General features: G+C 49.0%; 25 protein-coding genes and 3 pseudogenes. 25 read left to right on the top strand and 3 right to left on the bottom strand.

Translation table 11 applies throughout. The features are described from left to right. The first annotated feature begins 303 nt into the window (after positions 1–303). The 16 genes and pseudogenes from B9O19_RS03010 (at position 304) to B9O19_RS02925 (ending at position 13,287) form a co-directional block, all read left to right on the top strand. Positions 304–564 (top strand): hypothetical protein, encoded by a 261-nt coding sequence (locus tag B9O19_RS03010; RefSeq protein WP_243101707.1) that lies wholly within the window; start codon positions 304–306, stop codon positions 562–564. Between the two features lie 128 nt (positions 565–692). Next, positions 693–1,637, top strand: coding sequence for a DUF6017 domain-containing protein (locus tag B9O19_RS03005; protein ID WP_102365027.1), 945 nt, complete (start codon positions 693–695; stop codon positions 1,635–1,637). A gap of 36 nt (positions 1,638–1,673) precedes the next feature. Further along, entirely contained in the window at positions 1,674–2,147 is a 474-nt protein-coding gene (locus B9O19_RS03000) for a PcfB family protein (RefSeq protein WP_050618791.1), read from the top strand. After that, positions 2,144–3,928, top strand: coding sequence for a VirD4-like conjugal transfer protein, CD1115 family (locus B9O19_RS02995; protein ID WP_102365026.1), 1,785 nt, complete (start codon positions 2,144–2,146; stop codon positions 3,926–3,928). Before B9O19_RS03000 ends, B9O19_RS02995 begins: the two co-directional genes overlap by 4 nt. Before the next feature lie 62 nt (positions 3,929–3,990). Further along, positions 3,991–4,119: pseudogene (locus B9O19_RS02990) on the top strand (Maff2 family mobile element protein); the annotation flags it as partial. Between the two features lie 263 nt (positions 4,120–4,382). Further along, positions 4,383–4,604, top strand: a pseudogene (locus B9O19_RS12215) (phosphotransferase); the annotation flags it as partial. Between the two features lie 362 nt (positions 4,605–4,966). Next, positions 4,967–6,886 carry a tetracycline resistance ribosomal protection protein Tet(W) gene (gene tet(W), locus B9O19_RS02980; RefSeq protein ID WP_014078528.1) on the top strand — a complete coding sequence of 640 codons (1,920 nt, stop codon included), beginning with the start codon at positions 4,967–4,969 and terminating at the stop codon, positions 6,884–6,886. Positions 6,887–6,936: 50 nt separating this feature from the next. After that, complete coding sequence (locus tag B9O19_RS02975; RefSeq protein ID WP_002586626.1) at positions 6,937–7,704, top strand: class I SAM-dependent methyltransferase; 768 nt, start codon at positions 6,937–6,939, stop codon at positions 7,702–7,704. 171 nt (positions 7,705–7,875) lie between these two features. Further along, positions 7,876–8,298 carry an RNA polymerase sigma factor gene (locus B9O19_RS02965; RefSeq protein WP_014078529.1) on the top strand — a complete coding sequence of 141 codons (423 nt, stop codon included), beginning with the start codon at positions 7,876–7,878 and terminating at the stop codon, positions 8,296–8,298. Beyond that, positions 8,291–8,503 (top strand): helix-turn-helix domain-containing protein, encoded by a 213-nt coding sequence (locus B9O19_RS02960; protein ID WP_002586615.1) that lies wholly within the window; start codon positions 8,291–8,293, stop codon positions 8,501–8,503. The genes B9O19_RS02965 and B9O19_RS02960 overlap by 8 nt, the downstream gene beginning before the upstream one ends. A 497-nt stretch (positions 8,504–9,000) precedes the next feature. Beyond that, positions 9,001–9,399, top strand: coding sequence for a plasmid mobilization protein (locus tag B9O19_RS02950; protein WP_002596229.1), 399 nt, complete (start codon positions 9,001–9,003; stop codon positions 9,397–9,399). After that, positions 9,371–10,996, top strand: coding sequence for a relaxase/mobilization nuclease domain-containing protein (locus B9O19_RS02945; RefSeq protein ID WP_002596230.1), 1,626 nt, complete (start codon positions 9,371–9,373; stop codon positions 10,994–10,996). The genes B9O19_RS02950 and B9O19_RS02945 overlap by 29 nt, the downstream gene beginning before the upstream one ends. After that, complete coding sequence (locus B9O19_RS02940) at positions 10,986–11,372, top strand: cysteine-rich VLP domain-containing protein (protein ID WP_102365025.1); 387 nt, start codon at positions 10,986–10,988, stop codon at positions 11,370–11,372. Before B9O19_RS02945 ends, B9O19_RS02940 begins: the two co-directional genes overlap by 11 nt. Before the next feature lie 72 nt (positions 11,373–11,444). After that, the gene (locus B9O19_RS02935) at positions 11,445–12,239 is read left to right on the top strand and encodes a replication initiator protein A (protein WP_006356266.1); all 795 of its coding nucleotides are present in this window, start codon (positions 11,445–11,447) and stop codon (positions 12,237–12,239) included. Then, the gene (locus B9O19_RS02930; protein WP_002596233.1) at positions 12,236–13,078 is read left to right on the top strand and encodes an ATP-binding protein; all 843 of its coding nucleotides are present in this window, start codon (positions 12,236–12,238) and stop codon (positions 13,076–13,078) included. Before B9O19_RS02935 ends, B9O19_RS02930 begins: the two co-directional genes overlap by 4 nt. 14 nt (positions 13,079–13,092) lie before the next feature. Beyond that, complete coding sequence (locus tag B9O19_RS02925; RefSeq protein ID WP_002596234.1) at positions 13,093–13,287, top strand: transposon-encoded TnpW family protein; 195 nt, start codon at positions 13,093–13,095, stop codon at positions 13,285–13,287. A 64-nt stretch (positions 13,288–13,351) separates the two neighbouring features. On the opposite strand, the gene B9O19_RS02920 is transcribed toward B9O19_RS02925, so the two are convergent. Continuing rightward, complete coding sequence (locus B9O19_RS02920) at positions 13,352–13,552, bottom strand: hypothetical protein (protein ID WP_002596235.1); 201 nt, start codon at positions 13,550–13,552, stop codon at positions 13,352–13,354. 225 nt (positions 13,553–13,777) lie between these two features. Here B9O19_RS02920 and B9O19_RS02915 point away from each other — a divergent pair, with 225 nt between their 5' ends. From B9O19_RS02915 to B9O19_RS02900, 5 genes and pseudogenes are all read left to right on the top strand, one after another. Next, positions 13,778–15,394 carry a recombinase family protein gene (locus tag B9O19_RS02915; protein ID WP_002596236.1) on the top strand — a complete coding sequence of 539 codons (1,617 nt, stop codon included), beginning with the start codon at positions 13,778–13,780 and terminating at the stop codon, positions 15,392–15,394. 21 nt (positions 15,395–15,415) lie between these two features. After that, positions 15,416–15,478 (top strand): annotated as a pseudogene (locus B9O19_RS12340) (Maff2 family mobile element protein); the annotation flags it as partial. Positions 15,479–15,585: 107 nt separating this feature from the next. Then, a complete protein-coding gene (locus B9O19_RS02910; RefSeq protein ID WP_005335920.1) occupies positions 15,586–15,948 on the top strand; it encodes a helix-turn-helix domain-containing protein in 363 nt (120 codons plus the stop codon). After that, positions 15,908–16,285 carry a TnpV protein gene (locus B9O19_RS02905; RefSeq protein WP_005335912.1) on the top strand — a complete coding sequence of 126 codons (378 nt, stop codon included), beginning with the start codon at positions 15,908–15,910 and terminating at the stop codon, positions 16,283–16,285. Before B9O19_RS02910 ends, B9O19_RS02905 begins: the two co-directional genes overlap by 41 nt. 29 nt (positions 16,286–16,314) lie before the next feature. Beyond that, complete coding sequence (locus B9O19_RS02900) at positions 16,315–17,277, top strand: DUF3658 domain-containing protein (protein WP_005335911.1); 963 nt, start codon at positions 16,315–16,317, stop codon at positions 17,275–17,277. A 61-nt stretch (positions 17,278–17,338) separates the two neighbouring features. On the opposite strand, the gene B9O19_RS02895 is transcribed toward B9O19_RS02900, so the two are convergent. Beyond that, positions 17,339–18,145, bottom strand: coding sequence for a helix-turn-helix domain-containing protein (locus tag B9O19_RS02895; RefSeq protein ID WP_008372835.1), 807 nt, complete (start codon positions 18,143–18,145; stop codon positions 17,339–17,341). 482 nt (positions 18,146–18,627) lie between these two features. Here B9O19_RS02895 and B9O19_RS02885 point away from each other — a divergent pair, with 482 nt between their 5' ends. The 4 genes from B9O19_RS02885 to B9O19_RS02870 all read left to right on the top strand — a co-directional run bounded on the left by B9O19_RS02885 (position 18,628) and on the right by B9O19_RS02870 (position 20,307). Next, complete coding sequence (locus B9O19_RS02885; protein ID WP_002304353.1) at positions 18,628–18,816, top strand: hypothetical protein; 189 nt, start codon at positions 18,628–18,630, stop codon at positions 18,814–18,816. After that, positions 18,813–19,154, top strand: coding sequence for a DeoR family transcriptional regulator (locus B9O19_RS02880; protein ID WP_102365024.1), 342 nt, complete (start codon positions 18,813–18,815; stop codon positions 19,152–19,154). Before B9O19_RS02885 ends, B9O19_RS02880 begins: the two co-directional genes overlap by 4 nt. Next, positions 19,147–19,443 (top strand): DUF3847 domain-containing protein, encoded by a 297-nt coding sequence (locus B9O19_RS02875; RefSeq protein WP_102365023.1) that lies wholly within the window; start codon positions 19,147–19,149, stop codon positions 19,441–19,443. The genes B9O19_RS02880 and B9O19_RS02875 overlap by 8 nt, the downstream gene beginning before the upstream one ends. 525 nt (positions 19,444–19,968) lie before the next feature. Next, positions 19,969–20,307, top strand: a complete 339-nt coding sequence (locus B9O19_RS02870; RefSeq protein WP_003509323.1) for a helix-turn-helix domain-containing protein — start codon at positions 19,969–19,971, stop codon at positions 20,305–20,307. Positions 20,308–20,323: 16 nt separating this feature from the next. Here the strand turns inward: B9O19_RS02870 and B9O19_RS11805 are convergent, their stop codons facing one another. Next, a complete protein-coding gene (locus B9O19_RS11805; protein ID WP_169925263.1) occupies positions 20,324–20,464 on the bottom strand; it encodes a hypothetical protein in 141 nt (46 codons plus the stop codon). Positions 20,465–20,486: the final 22 nt, after the last annotated feature.

The following is a 20,486-nucleotide window of genomic DNA, read 5'->3' as shown; positions in this document are numbered from 1 at the left end:
ATATAATAGATATTTAATAGCAGCAATATTATTATAGCGAAGAAAATAATATTTCAATAACTACACAAAAATAATCTGAATATATGAAAACTTAATTGAAAAACAAAAGAAAGAAGTAATACAAAAGGCATAATAAAAACCCGCCGTTAAGCGCGGTGAGATAAGAAAACAAGCAAAAACCCTTATATCATCGCGTTTTAAGGACAGCGGGCAAACAGGTTACAAGTGAATAACCAAGCAAAAGGGACGTTATCGAAAGATAGCGTCCCTTTCTGCATACTACGCCGCAGCTTCAAAGAAGTTGTGGCGTTTTTTTATGCCCGCAGGAAAGGAGGCGCAGCCGGAATGTATTTCACAGAGGGCAAGCAGCGGGCGTTTGAACTGCTCATGCAGCAGAAGCCGGGATTTGACCGCTATCAATCCGGTTGTGCCAGAGGTAATGAAGATTGCGGCACTTGCCGTTTCTACCGCCCACAATGGAAATATGAGTTTTGCGTTTTCAAAGAGTGTCCCTATTGCCACGGCAAAAGGACGCGGAAAACGACTACCAGCATGGACAAATAGACGGGCAAAAGCCCTTGTGCCATGCGGCTTTGCAGACGCGAAAACGGCAGAGGGCATATTGCAATACCAAAACCGCCGAAAACGGCTTTCTAATATTCCACGCAGACCAAGAGAGGAAGTGAGAAAATATGGCAGTTTTCAGAGTGGAGCGAAATACGGGATATACTGTTATGAGCAACCACCACTTGCGCAACAAGGAACTCACCTTAAAGGCAAAGGGCTTGTTGTCGCAAATGCTGTCCTTGCCGGAGGATTGGGATTATACCCTTGCGGGCTTATCCCATATCAACCGGGAAAAGATCGACGCAATCCGCGAAGCGGTAAAAGAACTCGAAAAAGCCGGATATATCGTGCGCAGCCGGGAGCGCGACGAGAAAGGACGCTTGCGGGGTGCGGATTATGTCATATATGAGCAGCCGCAGCCGCGAGAGCCGGAAGCAGCTACCAGCGGCGAACAGCCGCCTATATTGGATTACCCTACATTGGAAAATCCAACATTGGATAATCCAACGTTGGAAAAACCTACGCAGGAAAAGCCTACGTTGGAAAATCCAACGCAATTAAATAAAGATATATCAAGTAAAGAACAATCAATTACTGATTTATCAAGTACCCATTCCATTCCTTTCCATTCCCTAAATCCCTTGCCCTTTGCACAGGGCGAAGCGGCTACGCCGCCGGAAAGGAAAAGAACGGAAGCGAAAAGCAATAACGCAGTAGAGATTTACAGGGAAATTATCAAGGACAATATCGAATACGATCATCTCATTCAAAACTGCAAAATTGACAAAGACCGTTTGGACGAGATAGTTGACCTTATGCTGGAAACCGTCTGCACAGCACGAAAGACAATCCGTATTGCCGGGGACGACTACCCAGCCGAACTTGTCAAATCCAAGTTTATGAAGCTGAACAGCAGCCATATTGAGTTTATTTTGGACTGCATGAGGGAGAACACAACCAAGGTGCGCAACATCAAGCAGTATCTAAAAGCGGTGCTGTTCAACGCGCCGAGTACCATTGACAGCTACTATACCGCCCTTGTCAATCACGACTTATACGGCGGCGAATGAGCATAGCCGCACTTTACCGGGAAAGGAGTTGATACCTTGCAGGAGGAAGTAACCCAAAAAACGATTGCCCTATACGTCAAAGTGGGGAAAGGCGCGGCGCGGCTTACCGAACAAGCGTTGCAGAAAGCAATCCAAAAGTTTTTGGAGCAGAAAAGCAAGCCCGCACACGGGAAACAGACCATGCGGCAGCTTATGAAGCAGAACGCGGGTGTTTCCAACATCGAGATCACCGACGCGAATATCAAAGCCTTTGAGAGTACGGCGAAGAAATACAACATAGATTTTTCGCTGAAAAAGGTTAAGGGCGAACAGACCCGTTACCTTGTGTTTTTCAAAGGCCGGGACGCGGACGTTATGACCGCAGCCTTTCAAGAGTTTTCCGCAAAGAAGCTGAACCGGGATAAAAAGCCCTCTATCCGCAAAGCCCTTGCCGCTGCAAAGGACAAGGCGAAGCAGCTTAACGCCGCCCGCGACAAGGTAAAGAAAATGGACAGGGGGCGCGAGATATGAAGCAGTTAAACTACAAAAAGCTGATACTTCCCAATATCCCCTATGTGTTCTTTGTCTATCTCTTTGATAAGGTGGGACAGGCGGTGCGGCTTGCCCCCGGCGCGGATATTTCCGAAAAGATACTCAATATCACACAGGGATTTTCCGAAGCGTTTTCAAATGCCTTGCCGAGCGTTCACCCGTTGGATTTGCTTATCGGCATTGTCGGCGCGGTGGTTATCCGTCTGATTGTCTATGTCAAAGGGAAAAACGCAAAGAAATACCGCAAGGGCGCAGAATACGGCAGCGCACGTTGGGGCAACGCCGAAGATATAAAGCCCTACATCGACCCGGATTTTCAGAACAACATCATTTTGACGCAGACCGAACGCCTTACCATGAACAGCCGCCCGAAGCAGCCGAAATATGCGAGAAATAAAAACGTCGTGGTGATCGGCGGCAGCGGCAGCGGCAAGACAAGGTTTTTCGTAAAGCCTAATTTAATGCAGCTTCATTCTTCCTACGTCTTGACCGACCCAAAAGGCACCGTCCTAATCGAGTGCGGAAAGCTGCTGCAACGGGCAGGCTACCGCATTAAGGTACTGAACACGATAAACTTTCGGAAAAGTATGCACTATAACCCCTTTGTCTATATCCGCAGCGAAAAGGACGTGTTAAAGGTTGTCAATACCCTTATTGTCAATACCAAAGGCGAGGGAGAAAAAAGCGCGGAAGATTTTTGGGTGAAAGCCGAGAGATTATTATATTGCGCGTTGATCGGCTACATTTGGTATGAAGCCCCCGCCGAGGAAATGAACTTTACAACGCTGCTTGAACTTATCAATGCCAGCGAAGCACGCGAGGACGACGAGGAATACCAAAGCCCCGTTGATCTGCTCTTTGCCGATTTGGAAGAACGCAGCCCCGACCATTTCGCGGTGAAGCAATATAAAAAATACAAATTGGCAGCGGGCAAAACGGCAAAGTCAATCCTTATTTCTTGTGGGGCAAGGCTCGCTCCTTTCGATATTGAAGAACTCCGGGAACTCATGTCCTATGATGAATTGGAACTTGACACATTGGGCGACCGGAAAACCGCGCTTTTCCTCATAATGAGCGATACCGACGACACCTTTAATTTTGTTATCGCTATTTTGCAATCACAGCTTTTTAATTTACTTTGTGATAAAGCGGACGACGAATACAACGGCAAATTGCCTGTTCATGTCCGTTTTTTACTCGATGAATTTGCCAACATCGGGCAGATACCCCGCTTTGATAAGCTGATTGCGACCATACGCAGTAGGGAAATGTCCGCTTCTATCATTCTGCAATCGCAGAGCCAGCTAAAAGCCATTTACAGGGACGCGGCAGAAATCATACTTGATAATGCCGACAGCACCTTGTTTTTGGGAGGACGTGGGAAAAATGCAAAGGATATTTCGGATAACTTGGGACGGGAAACAATCGACAGTTTCAATACTTCCGAAAATCGCGGCACGCAGGTTTCTCATGGACTTACTTATCAAAAATTAGGAAAGGAGTTGATGACACAGGACGAAATAGCAGTTATGGACGGTGGGAAATGTATTTTGCAGCTACGCGGTGTGCGTCCCTTTTTAAGCGACAAATACGATATAACAAAACACCCGAACTACAAATACCTTTCCGACTTCGACAAGAAAAACGCTTTTGACGTGGAACGGTATATGTCTACCCGTCCGGCAATCGTAAAGCCCGATGAAGCCTTCGACATATACGAAATAGATTTGTCCGACGAGGACGCAGCCGCCGAGGAATAACGGCGGCATTTTCATTTTCCATAACATTTTTGAGCCGCACAGCGGCAGAAAGCGAGGTTTATATGGAATTTTTCAACAGCGCAGTTGGTGTATTGCAGACTTTGGTTATCGCGCTTGGCGCAGGTCTTGGCATTTGGGGTGCCATTAACCTCATGGAGGGTTACGGCAACGACAATCCGGGCGCAAATGCTCATGTACGGTAAGGAAGCAAGCAACCGAAAACAAGAGATAGACCGCCAGCACTACACTATTCCGAACCAAAGACCAAAAGATAAGCATTGTGGGAAAATCTAAACTTTTGGATTTTCCTACAATGCCGACTACGGCGGAATCCTTCCCACTCCTTATATCTTTATTTCCGTATACATTGAATTTGTATTTAGTAAATGCTATAATGTCCCTATTCAAATTATAAATGTGTTGAATTAGTTACATGTACATATTTTTTGTGCCGCATAAATACCCTGTTGAGGTTGTCGTTCTTTGTCCAGATGTGGAAACAATAAAAGGAAGGGAACGATACAGGGAGAAAACAGGCTATTCCGGCTTTACGGTTGAAACCTTATACGATACATTTATGCAGACAACACCACGGATCGGCTTTTGGCTGGACAATTCCAACCAAACACCACAGCAGACAGCAGAAACCATTCTGAACGCCAGAAAGTCGGTATGATTGTTACATATAAGGGGAAGAAAAATTTCTTTTAGGTACTTGCTTTCCTAAAACTAATGTGATATAATAGCATCATTCCAAAAAAGGAGTAAAAAATATGCGGCAAGGTATTCTTAAATAAAACTATAATCAAATAGTGGGAACAAAGGATTATGATAGTCCCTTTTGTGGGGGCTTGGTTTTTTGTACCCAATTTAAGAATACTTTTGCCTTATCAATTTTGACATATCCGAAAAACAGCAATCACAAACAGGTGTATGCTGTATATGTGTATGTCCGCAAATTATAATCCCCAGTGGTAAAAGTATTTTACTGCTGGGGATTTTTATGCCCTTTTGGGGCTGTAAAAGGAGGACAATCACATGAAAATAATCAATATTGGAATTCTTGCCCATGTAGACGCTGGAAAGACGACCTTGACGGAGAGCCTGCTATATGCCAGCGGAGCCATTTCAGAACCGGGGAGCGTCGAAAAAGGGACAACGAGGACGGACACCATGTTTTTGGAGCGGCAGCGTGGGATTACCATTCAAGCGGCAGTCACTTCCTTCCAGTGGCACAGATGTAAAGTTAACATTGTGGATACGCCCGGCCACATGGATTTTTTGGCGGAGGTGTACCGCTCTTTGGCTGTTTTAGATGGGGCCATCTTGGTGATCTCCGCTAAAGATGGCGTGCAGGCCCAGACCCGTATTCTGTTCCATGCCCTGCGGAAAATGAACATTCCCACCGTTATCTTTATCAACAAGATCGACCAGGCTGGCGTTGATTTGCAGAGCGTGGTTCAGTCTGTTCGGGATAAGCTCTCCGCCGATATTATCATCAAGCAGACGGTGTCGCTGTCCCCGGAAATAGTCCTGGAGGAAAATACCGACATAGAAGCATGGGATGCGGTCATCGAAAATAACGATGAATTATTGGAAAAGTATATCGCAGGAGAACCAATCAGCCGGAAAAAACTTGCGCGGGAGGAACAGCAGCGGGTTCAAGACGCCTCCCTGTTCCCAGTCTATCATGGCAGCGCCAAAAATGGCCTTGGCATTCAACCGTTGATGGATGCGGTGACAGGGCTGTTCCAACCGATTGGGGAACAGGGGGGCGCCGCCCTATGCGGCAGCGTTTTCAAGGTTGAGTACACCGATTGCGGCCAGCGGCGTGTCTATCTACGGTTATACAGCGGAACGCTGCGCCTGCGGGATACGGTGGCCCTGGCCGGGAGAGAAAAGCTGAAAATCACAGAGATGCGTATTCCATCCAAAGGGGAAATTGTTCGGACAGACACCGCTTATCAGGGTGAAATTGTTATCCTTCCCAGCGACAGCGTGAGGTTAAACGATGTATTAGGGGACCAAACCCGGCTCCCTCGTAAAAGGTGGCGCGAGGACCCCCTCCCCATGCTGCGGACGACGATTGCGCCGAAAACGGCAGCGCAAAGAGAACGGCTGCTGGACGCTCTTACGCAACTTGCGGATACTGACCCGCTTTTGCGTTGCGAAGTGGATTCCATCACCCATGAGATCATTCTTTCTTTTTTGGGCCGGGTGCAGTTGGAGGTTGTTTCCGCTTTGCTGTCGGAAAAATACAAGCTTGAAACAGTGGTAAAGGAACCCTCCGTCATTTATATGGAGCGGCCGCTCAAAGCAGCCAGCCACACCATCCATATCGAGGTGCCGCCCAACCCGTTTTGGGCATCCATAGGACTGTCTGTTACACCACTCTCGCTTGGCTCCGGTGTACAATACGAGAGCCGGGTTTCGCTGGGATACTTGAACCAGAGTTTTCAAAACGCTGTCAGGGATGGTATCCGTTACGGGCTGGAGCAGGGCTTGTTCGGCTGGAACGTAACGGACTGTAAGATTTGCTTTGAATACGGGCTTTATTACAGTCCGGTCAGCACGCCGGCGGACTTCCGCTCATTGGCCCCGATTGTATTGGAACAGGCATTGAAGGAATCGGGGACGCAGCTGCTGGAACCTTATCTCTCCTTCATCCTCTATGCGCCCCAGGAATACCTTTCCAGGGCTTATCATGATGCACCGAAATACTGTGCCACCATCGAAACGGCCCAGGTAAAAAAGGATGAAGTTGTCTTTACTGGCGAGATTCCCGCCCGCTGTATACAGGCATACCGTACTGATCTGGCCTTTTACACCAACGGGCGGAGCGTATGCCTTACAGAGCTGAAAGGATATCAGGCCGCTGTCGGTCAGCCGGTCATCCAGCCCCGCCGTCCAAACAGCCGCCTGGACAAGGTGCGCCATATGTTTCAGAAGGTAATGTAAAGATACATAATCGTCAAGACGGCAACAATCAGAAGTTATGGAGGGTAACAATGGAATATAGTAAGGAAGATTTAATGGAAGCAAAAAAGCAAATTTGGGGAGTGGGAGAGAACATGGGAACAGAGGAAAGTAAAAAAATCTGGGAGGAGAACGCACAATTTTGGGATAATGCAATGGGTGACGAATCTAATGAATTTCACAGAGAGGTAGTGCGTCCCAAAGTAACGGAACTTCTATCTCCTAATCCTGCGGATTACATTTTGGATATTGCGTGTGGCAATGGAAATTATTCTTCGTATCTTGCACAAAGAGGCGCTTCGGTTGTCGCTTTTGATTACAGCAAAAAAATGATAGAATTGGCTAAAAGACGGCAATCACAATATGCAAAACAAATTGAATTTTGTGTGGCGGATGCGACCGATAGAAAAAGTATATTAGAATTAAAAAGAAATCGAGCCTTTACGAAAGCAGTTTCTAATATGGCAATTATGGATATTACGGATATTGAACCACTTCTTATGGCTGTTTATGAACTGTTGCAGGAAAGCGGAATTTTTGTCTTTGCAACGCAACACCCTTGTTTTGTCACGTTGACTGAAAAATATATGACACCGCACAGTTACTATGATATAGCGATTGAAGGGCAACCGAAAGAGCAGATTTATTATCATCGTTCCATACAAGATATTTTTAACCTTTGTTTTAGAGCTGGATTTGTCATTGATGGATTTTATGAAGAATGTTTTAAAACCAACAAAGAAATTCCTATGGTAATGATAGTAAGGCTTAAGAAGGTAAAACGTGATAGCTTAAAATAAATTCAAGTTTGTCGGGTAAATAGCAAACCCAGCCGAGCCAGTCAACGGTCAAGATGAACGGCGCATATGCGCCGTCGTTGACAGCCCCGCCCGCCTTTGCTGGTAGGCAATCAAGGGGCGACAGCAAGAAGTGCCACCGCCCCGCACTATTATTCAGAAAGGGGAATTTCCATGACCGACCAGATAGCCTATCAAGAATATATCCAGCGCAGGTACAACGCCTTTTGCAAGACTGTTATCCGCTGTGCCGCCTTGGACAAGATTTTGAAGCTTAAACGGCAATGGGAACGGCAAGTTTCCCTTGACTATCTGATGAACGAGAAGTTTGTCCAGTTTGCCGCGCCGGAGCCGGACGAGGAATACCCATTTACCGTCTGCGGTCAGACCGTCCTGCTCTGCAACGCCGCCCTTGCCGACGCGATCTCTGTTTTGCCGGAGCAGACGCGGGAAGAAATCCTGCGCTATTACTTTCTGCGCCAGCCGCAGCGCGTGATCGGCGCGTGTATTGGCCGGTCACGCAGCACAGCGGGGCGGCATATCCAGCTTGCCTTGCAGCGGCTACGCGAAGAAATGGGGGTGAGCCGGTATGAGTAGACTTCTCCCCTATGAAACAATCCTCAAAGCCCGTGAGGGCGACCCAGAAGCCGTGAACGCTGTCCTGCTCCACTACGCCGGATATATCCGCTATTTCTCAAAAGTGAACGGGCAGGTCAACGCCGAGGTGGAGGACTATGTAAAGCAGCGGTTAATTGACTGTCAATTCAAGTTCCGGCTTGACGAACCACCGGACAAGTCATAAAAACTGAATACCAGCCGCCACCGACGCGGCCAGCGAAAGCAGTAAGTCTTGAAAAAGATTTACTGCTTTTTTTGTTGTCCGGCTCCGCTCCCGGCCATTTTGCCCCCTGCCGGTTGTAGTAGTAAGCGAGGAGGGAATTTTTCTGCCCTGGTGTTTGGCATTTGGAGCATTTACCCGTAGTAGAGGGCAAAGAGAAAGGATTTCTCCAACACCGGGTAGAAACCACTGCGTCCGGTGTCATTTTAGCGAAAGCGGGCAGGAATGCCCTTTACAGGATTAGTAGTAGCAGAAAAAGAGAAACAAACTTTTGTGGTTGCAGTTTTCCAAAAAAGTGGCGGACGGAAGTGAGAGAAAGTTTGCAGTCACGGAGAGCAAGTTTCTACCACGGTGCCAAAATCCGCAATTCTGCAGTTTTGCCCCTCGCGGGAAACTTGTTGGGGAGTGCCTTCCCCAAACCCTGCTCATGCGCCCTTACGGGCGAGAAAGGAGGTCACACCATGCGAAAGAAATACAACACGCCCCACCGCAGCCGCGTTGTGAAAACCCGGCTGTCCGAAGATGAGTATGCCGACTTCACAGCGCGGCTTGCGCCCTATGGTATCAGCCAGTCCGAATTTCTCCGGCAGGCGATACGGCGGGCGACCATACGCCCGGTTGTCCATGTGTCGTCGGTCAATGACGAGTTGCTTTCCGCTGTCGGGAAGCTGACAGCCGAGTACGGCAGGATCGGCGGCAACCTCAATCAGATTGCCCGGTATCTGAACGAATACGGCGTACCCTACAACACCCTTTCCGGCGAGGTACGCGCCGCCATATCCGACCTTGCCGTCCTCAAGTATGAAGTCCTCAAGAAAGTAGGTGACGCGGTTGGCAACACTCAAGCATATCAACTCTAAAAACGCCGACTACGGAGCCGCCGAGCAATATCTTCTCTTTGAGCATGACGAGTTTACCATGAAGCCCGTCCTTGATGAAACCGGCAGGCTTATCCCCCGCGAGGACTACCGGCTGTCCACGCTGAACTGCGACGGGGAGGATTTTGCCGTTGCGTGTATGCGGGCCAATCTCCGCTATCAGAAAAACCAGCGGCGGGAAGATGTGAAAAGCCACCACTACATCATCAGCTTTGACCCGCGGGACGGGCCGGACAACGGCCTGACCGTAGACCGGGCGCAGGCGTTGGGGGAACAATTCTGTAAAGAGCATTTTCCCGGCCACCAGGCCCTTGTCTGCACCCACCCGGACGGGCATAACCACAGCGGCAACATTCATGTGCATATCGTCATAAACAGCCTGCGGATTGAGGAAGTGCCGTTCCTGCCCTACATGGACAGGCCGGCCGATACGAAAGTCGGCTGCAAGCACCGATGTACCGACGCTGCCCTGCGCTACTTCAAATCCGAAGTCATGGAGATGTGCCACCGGGAGGGGCTTTATCAAATCGACCTCTTGAACGGCAGCAAGAACCGCGTCACCGACCGGGAGTATTGGGCGCAGAAAAAGGGACAGGCCGCGCTGGACAAGCAGAACGCCCCCATGATTGCCGATAGTATCACGCCCCGGCAGACCAAGTTTGAAACGAACAAGGAGAAGCTGCGGCAGACCCTACGGAAAGCCCTTGCCACCGCCGCCAGCTTTGACGAGTTTTCCTCTCTGTTGCTGCAGGAGGGTGTGACCGTCAAGGAGAGCCGGGGGCGGCTTTCCTACCTCACGCCGGACAGGACAAAGCCAATTACCGCCCGGAAGCTGGGCGACGATTTTGACCGCGCCGCTGTCTTTGCCGTTTTAGAGCAAAACGCCGCCAGAGCAGCCGAAGCGCCAGCCAGATCCCCCGATCCCCCACGCACCATAAAAGACCGCTTGCAGGTTGCCAGAGCCGAGATAGCCGCCCCGAAACAGGACGGAGTGCAGCGGCTTGTGGACATTGAGCAGAAAATGGCCGAGGGCAAAGGCCGGGGCTATGAACGCTGGGCGAAGATACACAATCTGAAGCAGGCCGCCAAAACGCTGTCCGTCTACCAGCAATACGGCTTTACTTCCCCGGAGCAGTTAGAAGCCGCCGTTGACACCGCCTATCAGAAAATGCGCCAGACCAGCGGCGAACTGAAAGCACTGGAAACGAAGCTGCAAGGGAAAAAGAAGTTGCAGCGGCAGGTGTTGGCCTACGCCCAGACCAAGGCCGCCCGCGACGGGCTGCGGGCACAGAAATCCGAGAAAGCCCGCGCCGCATACCGGCAGGCCCATGAGAGCGATTTTATCATAGCCGACGCAGCAGCCCGGTATTTCAAGGCGCATGGCATTACCAAGCTGCCCGCCCGGAAAGCGTTGCAGGCCGAGATCGAGCAGCTTATCTCCGAGAAAGACGGCCTGTATAACACCTATCACGAACAGAAACAGCGGTTCAAGGAGTTGCAGACCGTCAAGCGGAACATCGACCAGATTTTGCGCCGGGACGAGCCGCACCGCAGAAAGGAGCAGAGCCATGAGCGATAACCTGCCCCGCATGGACTACCGCCAGCACCGGCGGGCGCGGCGGCTGGTACATGAGTGCTGTAACTACGATGAGGGGAACTGCCTGCTATTGGACGACGGGGAGCCTTGCGTGTGCGTCCAGAGCATTTCCTTTTCCCTCATGTGCCACTGGTTCCGTGTGGCTGTCCTGCCCCTTGACGGGGAGCTGGCCGCAGCCCTCTTGTGCCGGGGAAGCCGGAAACGGTGTGCCGTCTGCGGGGCGGCCTTTGTCCCCAAATCCAACCGGGGAAAATACTGCCCCGACTGCGCCGGGCGCATGAAGAAAATCAAAGCCGCCGAGAGAAAGCGGAAACAAAGGCAGAGATGTCACGCTTTAGAGCCTTTCAAACCCGCATAAATCAAGGCTTTTTTCGTGGGTGTCAAAGGGTACGCGATACATTTATCCTTTTCCCCCGGAAACGGCGTTTTAATGCGTGACAATACGCCAAAATCAACCCGAACACAGGGAGGTGATCCTATCGCTGATTATATCAGGGCAGACACGCGGCTGCCCGCCTATCTGCCGTATCCCCGTTTCCTGCTGAAAATGGAGATTTCACAGACCGCCAAGCTGCTGTATTCGCTGCTGTTAGACCGTTCCACCCTCTCCCAGAAAAACAAGTGGCTGGACGACGAGGGCAGGATTTATATTATCTATCCCATCGCGGAGATAGCAGAAATACTGGATAAAGGCAGCACCACCATCAAGGGGGCGCTTAATGAACTGGACACGGCGGGGCTGTTGGAACGGGAACGGGGCGGCTTCTCCGCACCGAACCGGCTTTATGTCAAAGTACCGCCAGTGCCACAGGTACAGTTTTCAGACCAACTGATGGCCGGAAGTCCGCCCCTCATAGAGCCGGAAAACCGTCCTACTGATGGTCAGAAAACCGACCTTATGATGGTCGGAAAACCGTCCCCTAACCAAACTACTATAAACAACCTTACAGAGAGCCAAACAAAGGGAGTGAGTGGGGGGCCGTCCGCGCCCTATGGCCGATATGGAAATATTTTTCTGTCACAGACCGAATACGACGAGTTGCAGGCAGAGTACCCTGACAGGCTGGAACGGTTCATCGAGGAAATGAGCCGCTACCTTGCCGCCAACGGGAAAAGCTACCAGAACTATGCCGCCGCCCTGCGGATATGGGCGGGGAACGACAAAAAGGAAGCCCCTAAAAAGGGCATACCAGACTACTCATGCAAGGAGGGCGAGAGTTTATGAAGAATGAAATCAACGCGGTTTTGGAGAATATGACGACCACCATCCCGGAGCCGGAGGACTACACCGGCGAGGACGGTTTACTGTACTGCGGCAAGTGCCGCAAGCCGAAAGAAGCCTATTTTGCGCCGGATAAGGCCGCTATCTTCGGGCGCGACCGCCACCCGGCAGAGTGCGACTGCCAGAGAACCGCCCGCGAGGAACGGGAAGCCGCCGAAAAGCGGCGCAGACACCTTGACACCGTGGAAGAACTGAAACGCCGGGGCTTTACCGACCCCACCATGCGGGACTGGACTTTCGAGAACGACAACGGCAGGAACCCGCAGACCGGGCTTGCCCGCCGGTATGTGGAGCATTGGGAAGATATGCGGACAGACAATATCGGCTGCCTGTTCTGGGGCGGCGTAGGCACCGGCAAAAGCTACCTTGCAGGCTGTATCGCAAACGCCCTCATGGAGAAAGAAATCCCCGTCCGCATGACGAACTTTGCTCTTATCCTCAATGACCTTGCCGCCAGCTTTGAGGGGCGCAACGAGTACATTTCCCGCCTTTGTCGTTATCCGCTGCTGATCCTTGACGACTTCGGCATGGAACGCGGGACGGAATACGGGCTGGAACAGGTGTTCAATGTGATTGACAGCCGTTACCGCAGCGGCAAGCCGCTGATCGTCACGACCAACCTTACGCTGGACGACCTGCACAACCCGGAGGACACCGCCCATTCCCGGATTTATGACCGCCTGCTTTCCATGTGCGTCCCGGTACGCTTTACCGGCGACAACTTCCGGCAGGAAACCGCCAAGCGGAAAATGGAGAGCATGAAGAAACTGATTACCGACTGAAAGGAGTATTGCCTATGGCAGATAACAAGCAGCACGACACCCGCACCACCCGCCGCCCTGACTGTGTGACGGAAATCCGCATGGGCAATTCCGTCCTTGTCGTGTCCGGCTATTTCAAGAAAGACACCACAACCACAGCCGCCGACAAAATGGCGCGGGTACTGGAAGCGGAAGCCGCTGCTACACAGGAGCCGACTTATCCGGCGTGAACCGGGGCATGGAAAAGCGGCCATGCCAGGGAGCATGACCGCTGGAACGAAAATCGGAAGTGCTTTAGCAATTCTTAATCTCATTCTCTATAAAATAATTTGCAATTTCAAAGGCTTTTATTCTTCTCTTTGCCAATGTGATTTGTGATTTATAACGCTCGGAATTATCCTTTGATTCAAATGTTTTTACTGTTTCTCTTAGCTTGTGCAGAGTTGAATCAATTTGCCTTTTGGCCGCGGTTAATTCATCTATTGTATACTTCATGTTTTCTCCTTTAACTTCTGATTTTTTTGTTAAATCAGAGTATACCACGGAGTTATGAACTTTTCTACTGCAAATATGGGACGACAACCCATACCATAAAAATCGGAAAATTGAAAAGCTGTAAAGAAGCAAATTTAACGCTTTTGCCGCTGTACAGCCCCCGCCGTTCCGTGGTACAATGAAACCACGGAATAGTGGGGCTGGCTGTCGGAAACGGAGGATTTTATGTTAAGACAAGCCACCCAAAACCTCATTACCGCCCTTTATCCGAGATTGTCCCACGAGGATGAATTGCAAGGCGAGAGTAATTCCATATCGAACCAAAAAAGGATACTCGAAACCTACGCAAAACAGAACGGCTTTACCAATCTGCGCTGGTACACCGACGACGGTTTTTCCGGCGCGAACTTCCAGCGGCCCGGATTTCAAGCCATGCTTGCGGACATTGAAGCCGGGAAAGTGGGTACGGTCATCGTCAAGGACATGAGCCGGTTAGGGCGAAACTACTTGCAGGTAGGGTTTTACACGGAAATGCTGTTCCCTCAAAAGGGTGTGCGTTTTATCGCTGTCAACGATAATGTGGACAGTGCCAGCGAGGGCATGGACAACGATTTTACCCCGCTGCGAAATCTGTTCAATGAATGGCTGGTGAGAGATACGAGCAAGAAAATCAAGGCAGTGAAAAAGTCAAAAGGCATGAGCGGCAAGCCTGTTACCAGCAAGCCGGTTTACGGCTATGTGATGGACGAGGACGAGAATTTTATTATAGACGAGGAAGCCGCCCCGGTGGTGCAGCAGATTTACCAGCTTTGCCTTGCCGGGAACGGCCCGACCAAGATTGCCCGTATGCTGACGGAGCAGCAAATCCCCACGCCGGGGACGCTGGAATATCAGCGGACAGGCAGCACCCGCCGTTATCACCCAGGCTATGAGTGCAAATGGGCGACCAACACCGTCGTTCATATCCTCGAAAACCGAGAGTACACCGGATGTCTGGTGAACTTCAAAACGGAAAAGCCTTCTTATAAGGTCAAGCACAGCATAGAGAACCCCGTCGAGAAGCAGGCCATTTTCGAGAACCACCATGAGCCGATCATCGACAAGGAAACATGGGAACGGGTGCAGGAGTTACGCAAACAGCGCAAACGCCCGAACCGCTACGATGAAGTGGGGCTGTTCTCCGGGATTTTGTTCTGCGCCGACTGCGGCCATGTGCTGTATCAGCAGCGGTATCAGAACAAAGACCGCAAACAGGACTGCTACATCTGCGGCAGCTACAAGAAGCGCACCCGCAACTGTACGGCGCACTTTATCCGCACCGATCTGTTGACCGCTGGTGTCCTGGCAAATCTCCGGCAAGTGACCGAATACGCAGCCAAGCATGAGAGCCGGTTTGTGAAACTACTTGTCCAGCAGAACGAGATCGGCGGCAAGCGAAAGACCGCCGCAGCCATCAAGCAGCTTGAACAGGCGCAGGAACGCATTTCTGAAATCAGCCGCATTATCAAGCGGCTGTATGAGGACAATGTAAACGGCAAAATCAGCGATGAGCGTTTCATGGAACTGTCGGCTGACTACGAAGCCGAGCAAGCGGAGCTGAAAAAGAGAGCCGCCGCCCTGCAAGCCGAACTGGACAAGTCACAGGCAGCTACCGTCAACGCCGAGAAATTTATGGGCATTGTCCGCAAGCACCTTGCCTTTGAAGAACTGACCCCCACTCTCTTGCGGGAAATGATCGAGAAAATTGTGGTGCATGAGTGCAGCTATGATGAGAACGGCACCCGCAGGCAGGACATTGAGATTTATTACAGCTTTGTCGGCAAGATTGACTTGCCCGAATAACCGCCCGACCTATCCGACACAATGGCCAAGTGTCGGATAGGAACGGCAAAATTTTTTGCACTTCTATTGCTTCTTTATCACACATAAGCAAAGAGCCAGGGCATGAAGCAGTTCATGGCTAATTAAAGGGAACAAAAAGAAAGGGAATGCACAATCCAGACGGTATCAGCGGCAGGCTACAAGAATAAATTGTGATTTCACAAGATTGGTGTTATAATAAGAGAAAAGTTCCTGCCGGGGCAACCGCCCCGGTGGTATGGATAGAAAGGCAGGAAAACAATATGCACATCAGCTATAAACCACTCTGGCACACACTGTTAGAGCGTGATATGAGAAAAGAGGATTTAAGGCTTGCTGCTGGTATGACAACAAATATGATTGCCAACATGAGCAAAGAGGGAAAGCACATCAGCATGGATACATTAGCCCGTATCTGTGAAACTCTGAATTGTGAGATTACTGATGTGATTGAGTTAGTACCAGACGAGCCTGCTTCCACAGGAGGTAAGGAACATGAGCGAATTGAAACCAAGAATAACGGAAAACGGAATTGATTATATCCTTGTCGGAGATTACTACATTCCAGGCTTGAAACTGCCGGAGGAACACCGCCCTATCGGAAAGTACGGACGAATGCACCGGGAATATTTAAGAGAAGTCCACCCAGCCAGATTGAATACATTGATACTGACCGGAGAATTGTTGACATATCTTGCAGACCTGAATGAACAGGCACAAAAACGGTTAGACACTATCATGGAGCAGATGAAAGCTACCGAGGGCGTGACAGAGGAATTGAAGTGTACCCGACAAATGGAATGGGTGCAGCGTTGCAATAACATTCACAACAGGGCAGAAGAAATTGTTTTGTATGAGATGATTTATTCATAACGGGAGCAATTAAATCGGAGGTATATAAGATGATTGAAATTGTATTTGGTGAAAGTGCCTGTGGAAGTTTGAAAATTGCCCAAACTTACGGCAAGGGAAAGTATAGAGGAAGTGCTGTTTCAATATTTATGAGGCACGAAGACGGGAGTGTTCCATCTTCAGATGAAATGAAAAAGGCACAGCTTCAAGCACAGGAACAAGAACGCATTGCTTGGGAGAATGCTATTCCATTGGGAGGCAAGAGCAGTGATGTTTATTGTTTTGATATGGCTCTTAGTGTGGGAGATATTTCTGATAATGGAATTGGCGAACAGCGGAAAAATATTTTCAAGAAAATGCTGTCTGTCTGCTTTGTAGAGGATTTAGATTATCAGGTTGAAGAAAAAATACAGAAAATTAAAACTACATTGACCTCAGTGATTGAACGATATGTAGCTGGGGAAGAAATTCGCATTTGGTATAGCTATAATCCAGATGAGCTTTGTGGTATGTATTGGCTTATGAAACAACTTCAACCATTAAACTGCCAGACAACAATTTATTTGGTTAAGTTACCTACATGGGAATATGGAAAAGAAAATACTATGACATCCAAAATAGCATGGGGCGAGGTCTCTCCTGGCGAATGGGGAAACTATATAACTCTACAAGAGAAAGCTAATCCTGTATTTCTTTCAGCTTGTACTATGAAATGGAATCAACTTCAAAATGAAAATGCACCTTTGCGTGCAATGTTAAATGGTAAATTGCAAAGCGTTTCAGAAGATATATATGATAGTTTCATTCTTCGTGAAATTGCGGAACAGCCAGAGCAATTCAAAATGGCTATTGTCATAGGTAATGTTTTAGGAAAATATCAACTTGGAATTAGTGATGTATGGATTTCCAATCGCATTGATAAAATGCTTGAAGATGGTGTGTTGGAAATTATACAGGACGCACCAAAGGGAGAAACAAATTATCGCCGAATATTAAGAAAACGAATGAAATAATAACCACAGCACAAACCGCTGCTACATGGAATCCAACAAACCATGCAACAGCGGTTTTCCTTTACCGTTTTTTCCTCTGGCTGATAGGCGTTCCCATTTTCTTTGATTTTTTGAGAATACGAATGAACCAGCGAAATTCTTCTTCTGACAGGTTTTTATAGTTGATACCAAGCTGCTTGCAGTAAAGGATAACCAGTTTTTCATCTCGACTGCCCTTGAAATTTTCGACCGCTTCCAGATTTTCTTTCAGTTCATCGGCAACGGTAGTTTGGGGCGCACTCTCGCTGTCCTTTTTGTGGAATTCCCGAATATCCCGGATAATCAGGTTGAGGTCATCCAGAACCATGTGACTGAAATACTCATCATCACTGATATGTGCGGCTTGCAGCACCTTCAAATGCGGGTCATCTTCGCCGGGGCGATACCGTTCAATAATTTCATGCCGGACGGTATCAACAAGGGAGTTGAGATTTTGGATTTGCATGGTGGCAATCCCGTCCACATAAATCTCAATGTCCGCAAGAAACTTGATAAAGTCCTTATGGGTGGCAAGTTCGCAGAGCAGACGGTTGTTAATCCGACCGCTTTTCAGCAGTGCCACCATCTCATCGTTCAAATGCAGCTCCGTCAGTGGCGTGTTGATCTGCTCCCTGTTCTCTGTCCGGCACAGCAGATAATCGACGGAAACCCCATAGAAGTCTGCCAGCGTGATAAGGTTGCCATGATTGATTTCCTTATAATCCTCTTTTTCATAACTGCCAAGGGCTGATTTAGAAATGCCCGTCAGCTTTGATAGTTCTTCCAGATTTAAGCCTTTGTCTTTGCGGAGTTCCCAAAGGCGTTCCTGTATGCTTGTTGCAACTTTCATGGGCGCACGCTCCTTTCCGGTGGTTTTATTTCTGCCGTTTAACTGGATTATATCACACTTTCCGCAATCGTGGAAATTTCTGATTTTCCCCCTGATTCCTACTTTGTGGATATACGGCACAGGGCACAAAAATGTTCTATGATACAGGTAGTTCATCGATGGATTATTCCAATCGAATGACCAGCCTGTGTGGGATATGCTTCCCCGGCGATGTAGTGCCATGACTTTTGGCAGGGATGTGGAGGAACCCTGACCGAAACGAGCATACCAAAGGGAGCGATACGCCGCTGTGAGATTCAGGGGAGGAACGACACCGGGGAGAACTGGCGAACTGACACCGAAATGATACCGAAACACGACAATCTGATAGGGGGATAGTCTACCCTATCGCTGATACTTCGGGAGATTTTAGGCGGCTCTATGACCGTAATTTTGCCGAAAATCGCCCCGAAACCATACACTAAAACGGGAGGAAACACAATATGCCGAGAATGAGCAAAAAGAGGAAGCATGAGCTTTCCTTTTACCTCAATGACCGGGGGCGTGTCACTTACAACGAATTGTGCCGGAAATGCCAGCATGGGTGCAAGCAGAGCTTCCGGGCGGTTGTGATTGACTGCCCCCGTTATTTATCCAAACGAGCAAAGAAAAAGGAGGAACACACCGAATGAATTTTGAATTTATGACGATAGACACACCATTGCCGCCCTGTATGCCATTTCCCAGAGCGTTGACAGGCTTTCCGGTCAGCAGCACCGCAAAGGTCATGTACTGCCGGATGTTGGACGCTATGCTCTCCAATGGGCAGGAGGACGAGAACGGAATCCTGTTTGTCTGCTTCCCTGTCACAGCCATTGCCGCAGTCCTGTCCCGCAGCTCTATGACGGTCAAGCGTTCTCTGAATGAACTGGAAAACGCCGGACTTATCATGCGGGTGCGTCAGGGCGTTGGAGAACCAAACAGGATTTATGTGCTGATACCGGGAAAGGAGGACGCTGCCCTTGCCTGATACCTCAAAGCTGGAAAAACTCAATCGGGAGTTGGAGAAAAGCGAAAAGAAACTGCGGAAAGCCATCAATGATGAAAAGGCATTGCAGCACCAGTTAAAGCAGCTTACCCGAAAGGAACGGACGCACCGGCTCTGTACTCGTGGCGGTATGCTGGAAAGTTTTCTGCAAGAGCCGGAACGCCTGACAGATGATGATGTCATGGTGTTGTTGAAACTCATTTTTCACAGACAGGACACGCAGGAACTATTGAAAAAACTGCTGGAACGGAAGAAGCCAGAAACCCCTTAGTTTACTAAGGGCGCAATTATACACCACCCAAAGGTTGGTGCATTGCGTTCTCCGAAGGCTCCTCGCCGGAGGGCTGTGATTTTCCGCAGTCATGGTCTGCTCCAAATCATACAGGGGACGCTACGCTTCCCCTGCGCTGGCTGTCGCCAGCTACCCTTTTGTGGACTTGCCGCCCGGAAACACCTTGCGCTGCAAGCTGTTCCCGTCCAGCAAGTTTTATCAGTCGAGCTATCCTTATCTACGGTAATTTAGTATAATAAGGTCAAAAAACAGAACGCTATCATTGTGCAACCGATATGCAACTGATAATTGCTTGATAGTTGGTGGTAGCAACACGGTAATTCAGATAGAATAAAGCCAACAAAGAAAGGAGGTCATCCAAATGTTAGTAAACATCATTATGATTGTAGTCGGAATAGTTTTCTCATGTATCTTTGTCGGCTTGCTTATCCTTGTTATTCGTGCATTGCTTAAATATATCCGTACAGAGAAATGAAGCCAACAGCAACATTAGGAGGTGGTCAAATGAAAGTAACCGTATTTATGATAATCGTTGGAATAATTTTCTTATGTATCTTTGTTGGTTTGCTTACCCTTATTGTTCGTGCATTACTCAAATATATCCATTCAAAAGATGTACGGCAGGAAAAATCCGTAGTGAGGAAATCGTTGGGTGAAGCACTCAAAGTACACAGAACACAGTGCAAAATGACGCAGGAATTTGTTGCTGAAACGATTGGTGTTAGCAGGCAGGCTGTTTCAAAATGGGAAAATGGAACATCCGACCCTTCCACATCAAATCTTTTTGCACTTGCAAAACTTTACGGTATTTCTGTTGAAGAATTACTAAAAGAAGTTGAATAATCTTCATGCAGATATTTTATTTCATCATCGGGCCACCCTGACCCGAACTTTCAAAACTGAATACCAGCCGCCCACCGGCGGCACCACCGAGCAGGAAATCTGAAAAGGTCTCCTGCTTTTTTTCTGCCCAAAATGAGGTGGTAAAACACCACCCCATCCACCAATTACCGAAAGGAGGG

The organism is Monoglobus pectinilyticus, from assembly GCF_002874775.1.
GTDB classification, from domain to species: Bacteria; Bacillota; Clostridia; order Monoglobales; family Monoglobaceae; genus Monoglobus; species Monoglobus pectinilyticus.
This window is presented reverse-complemented; position numbering and strand designations above follow the sequence as displayed.

Coding starts and splice junctions, on each gene's coding strand:
- B9O19_RS03005 (WP_102365027.1), top strand. CDS start 693: ATGGCAGTTTTCAGAGTGGAGCGAAATACGGGATATACTGTTATGAGC.
- B9O19_RS02995 (WP_102365026.1), top strand. CDS start 2,144: ATGAAGCAGTTAAACTACAAAAAGCTGATACTTCCCAATATCCCCTAT.
- B9O19_RS02975 (WP_002586626.1), top strand. CDS start 6,937: ATGGAATATAGTAAGGAAGATTTAATGGAAGCAAAAAAGCAAATTTGG.
- B9O19_RS02965 (WP_014078529.1), top strand. CDS start 7,876: ATGACCGACCAGATAGCCTATCAAGAATATATCCAGCGCAGGTACAAC.
- B9O19_RS02960 (WP_002586615.1), top strand. CDS start 8,291: ATGAGTAGACTTCTCCCCTATGAAACAATCCTCAAAGCCCGTGAGGGC.
- B9O19_RS02950 (WP_002596229.1), top strand. CDS start 9,001: ATGCGAAAGAAATACAACACGCCCCACCGCAGCCGCGTTGTGAAAACC.
- B9O19_RS02940 (WP_102365025.1), top strand. CDS start 10,986: ATGAGCGATAACCTGCCCCGCATGGACTACCGCCAGCACCGGCGGGCG.
- B9O19_RS02935 (WP_006356266.1), top strand. CDS start 11,445: ATGCGTGACAATACGCCAAAATCAACCCGAACACAGGGAGGTGATCCT.
- B9O19_RS02930 (WP_002596233.1), top strand. CDS start 12,236: ATGAAGAATGAAATCAACGCGGTTTTGGAGAATATGACGACCACCATC.
- B9O19_RS02925 (WP_002596234.1), top strand. CDS start 13,093: ATGGCAGATAACAAGCAGCACGACACCCGCACCACCCGCCGCCCTGAC.
- B9O19_RS02920 (WP_002596235.1), bottom strand. CDS start 13,552: ATGAAGTATACAATAGATGAATTAACCGCGGCCAAAAGGCAAATTGAT.
- B9O19_RS02915 (WP_002596236.1), top strand. CDS start 13,778: ATGTTAAGACAAGCCACCCAAAACCTCATTACCGCCCTTTATCCGAGA.
- B9O19_RS02905 (WP_005335912.1), top strand. CDS start 15,908: ATGAGCGAATTGAAACCAAGAATAACGGAAAACGGAATTGATTATATC.
- B9O19_RS02900 (WP_005335911.1), top strand. CDS start 16,315: ATGATTGAAATTGTATTTGGTGAAAGTGCCTGTGGAAGTTTGAAAATT.
- B9O19_RS02895 (WP_008372835.1), bottom strand. CDS start 18,145: ATGAAAGTTGCAACAAGCATACAGGAACGCCTTTGGGAACTCCGCAAA.
- B9O19_RS02885 (WP_002304353.1), top strand. CDS start 18,628: ATGCCGAGAATGAGCAAAAAGAGGAAGCATGAGCTTTCCTTTTACCTC.
- B9O19_RS02880 (WP_102365024.1), top strand. CDS start 18,813: ATGAATTTTGAATTTATGACGATAGACACACCATTGCCGCCCTGTATG.
- B9O19_RS02870 (WP_003509323.1), top strand. CDS start 19,969: ATGAAAGTAACCGTATTTATGATAATCGTTGGAATAATTTTCTTATGT.
- B9O19_RS11805 (WP_169925263.1), bottom strand. CDS start 20,464: ATGGGGTGGTGTTTTACCACCTCATTTTGGGCAGAAAAAAAGCAGGAG.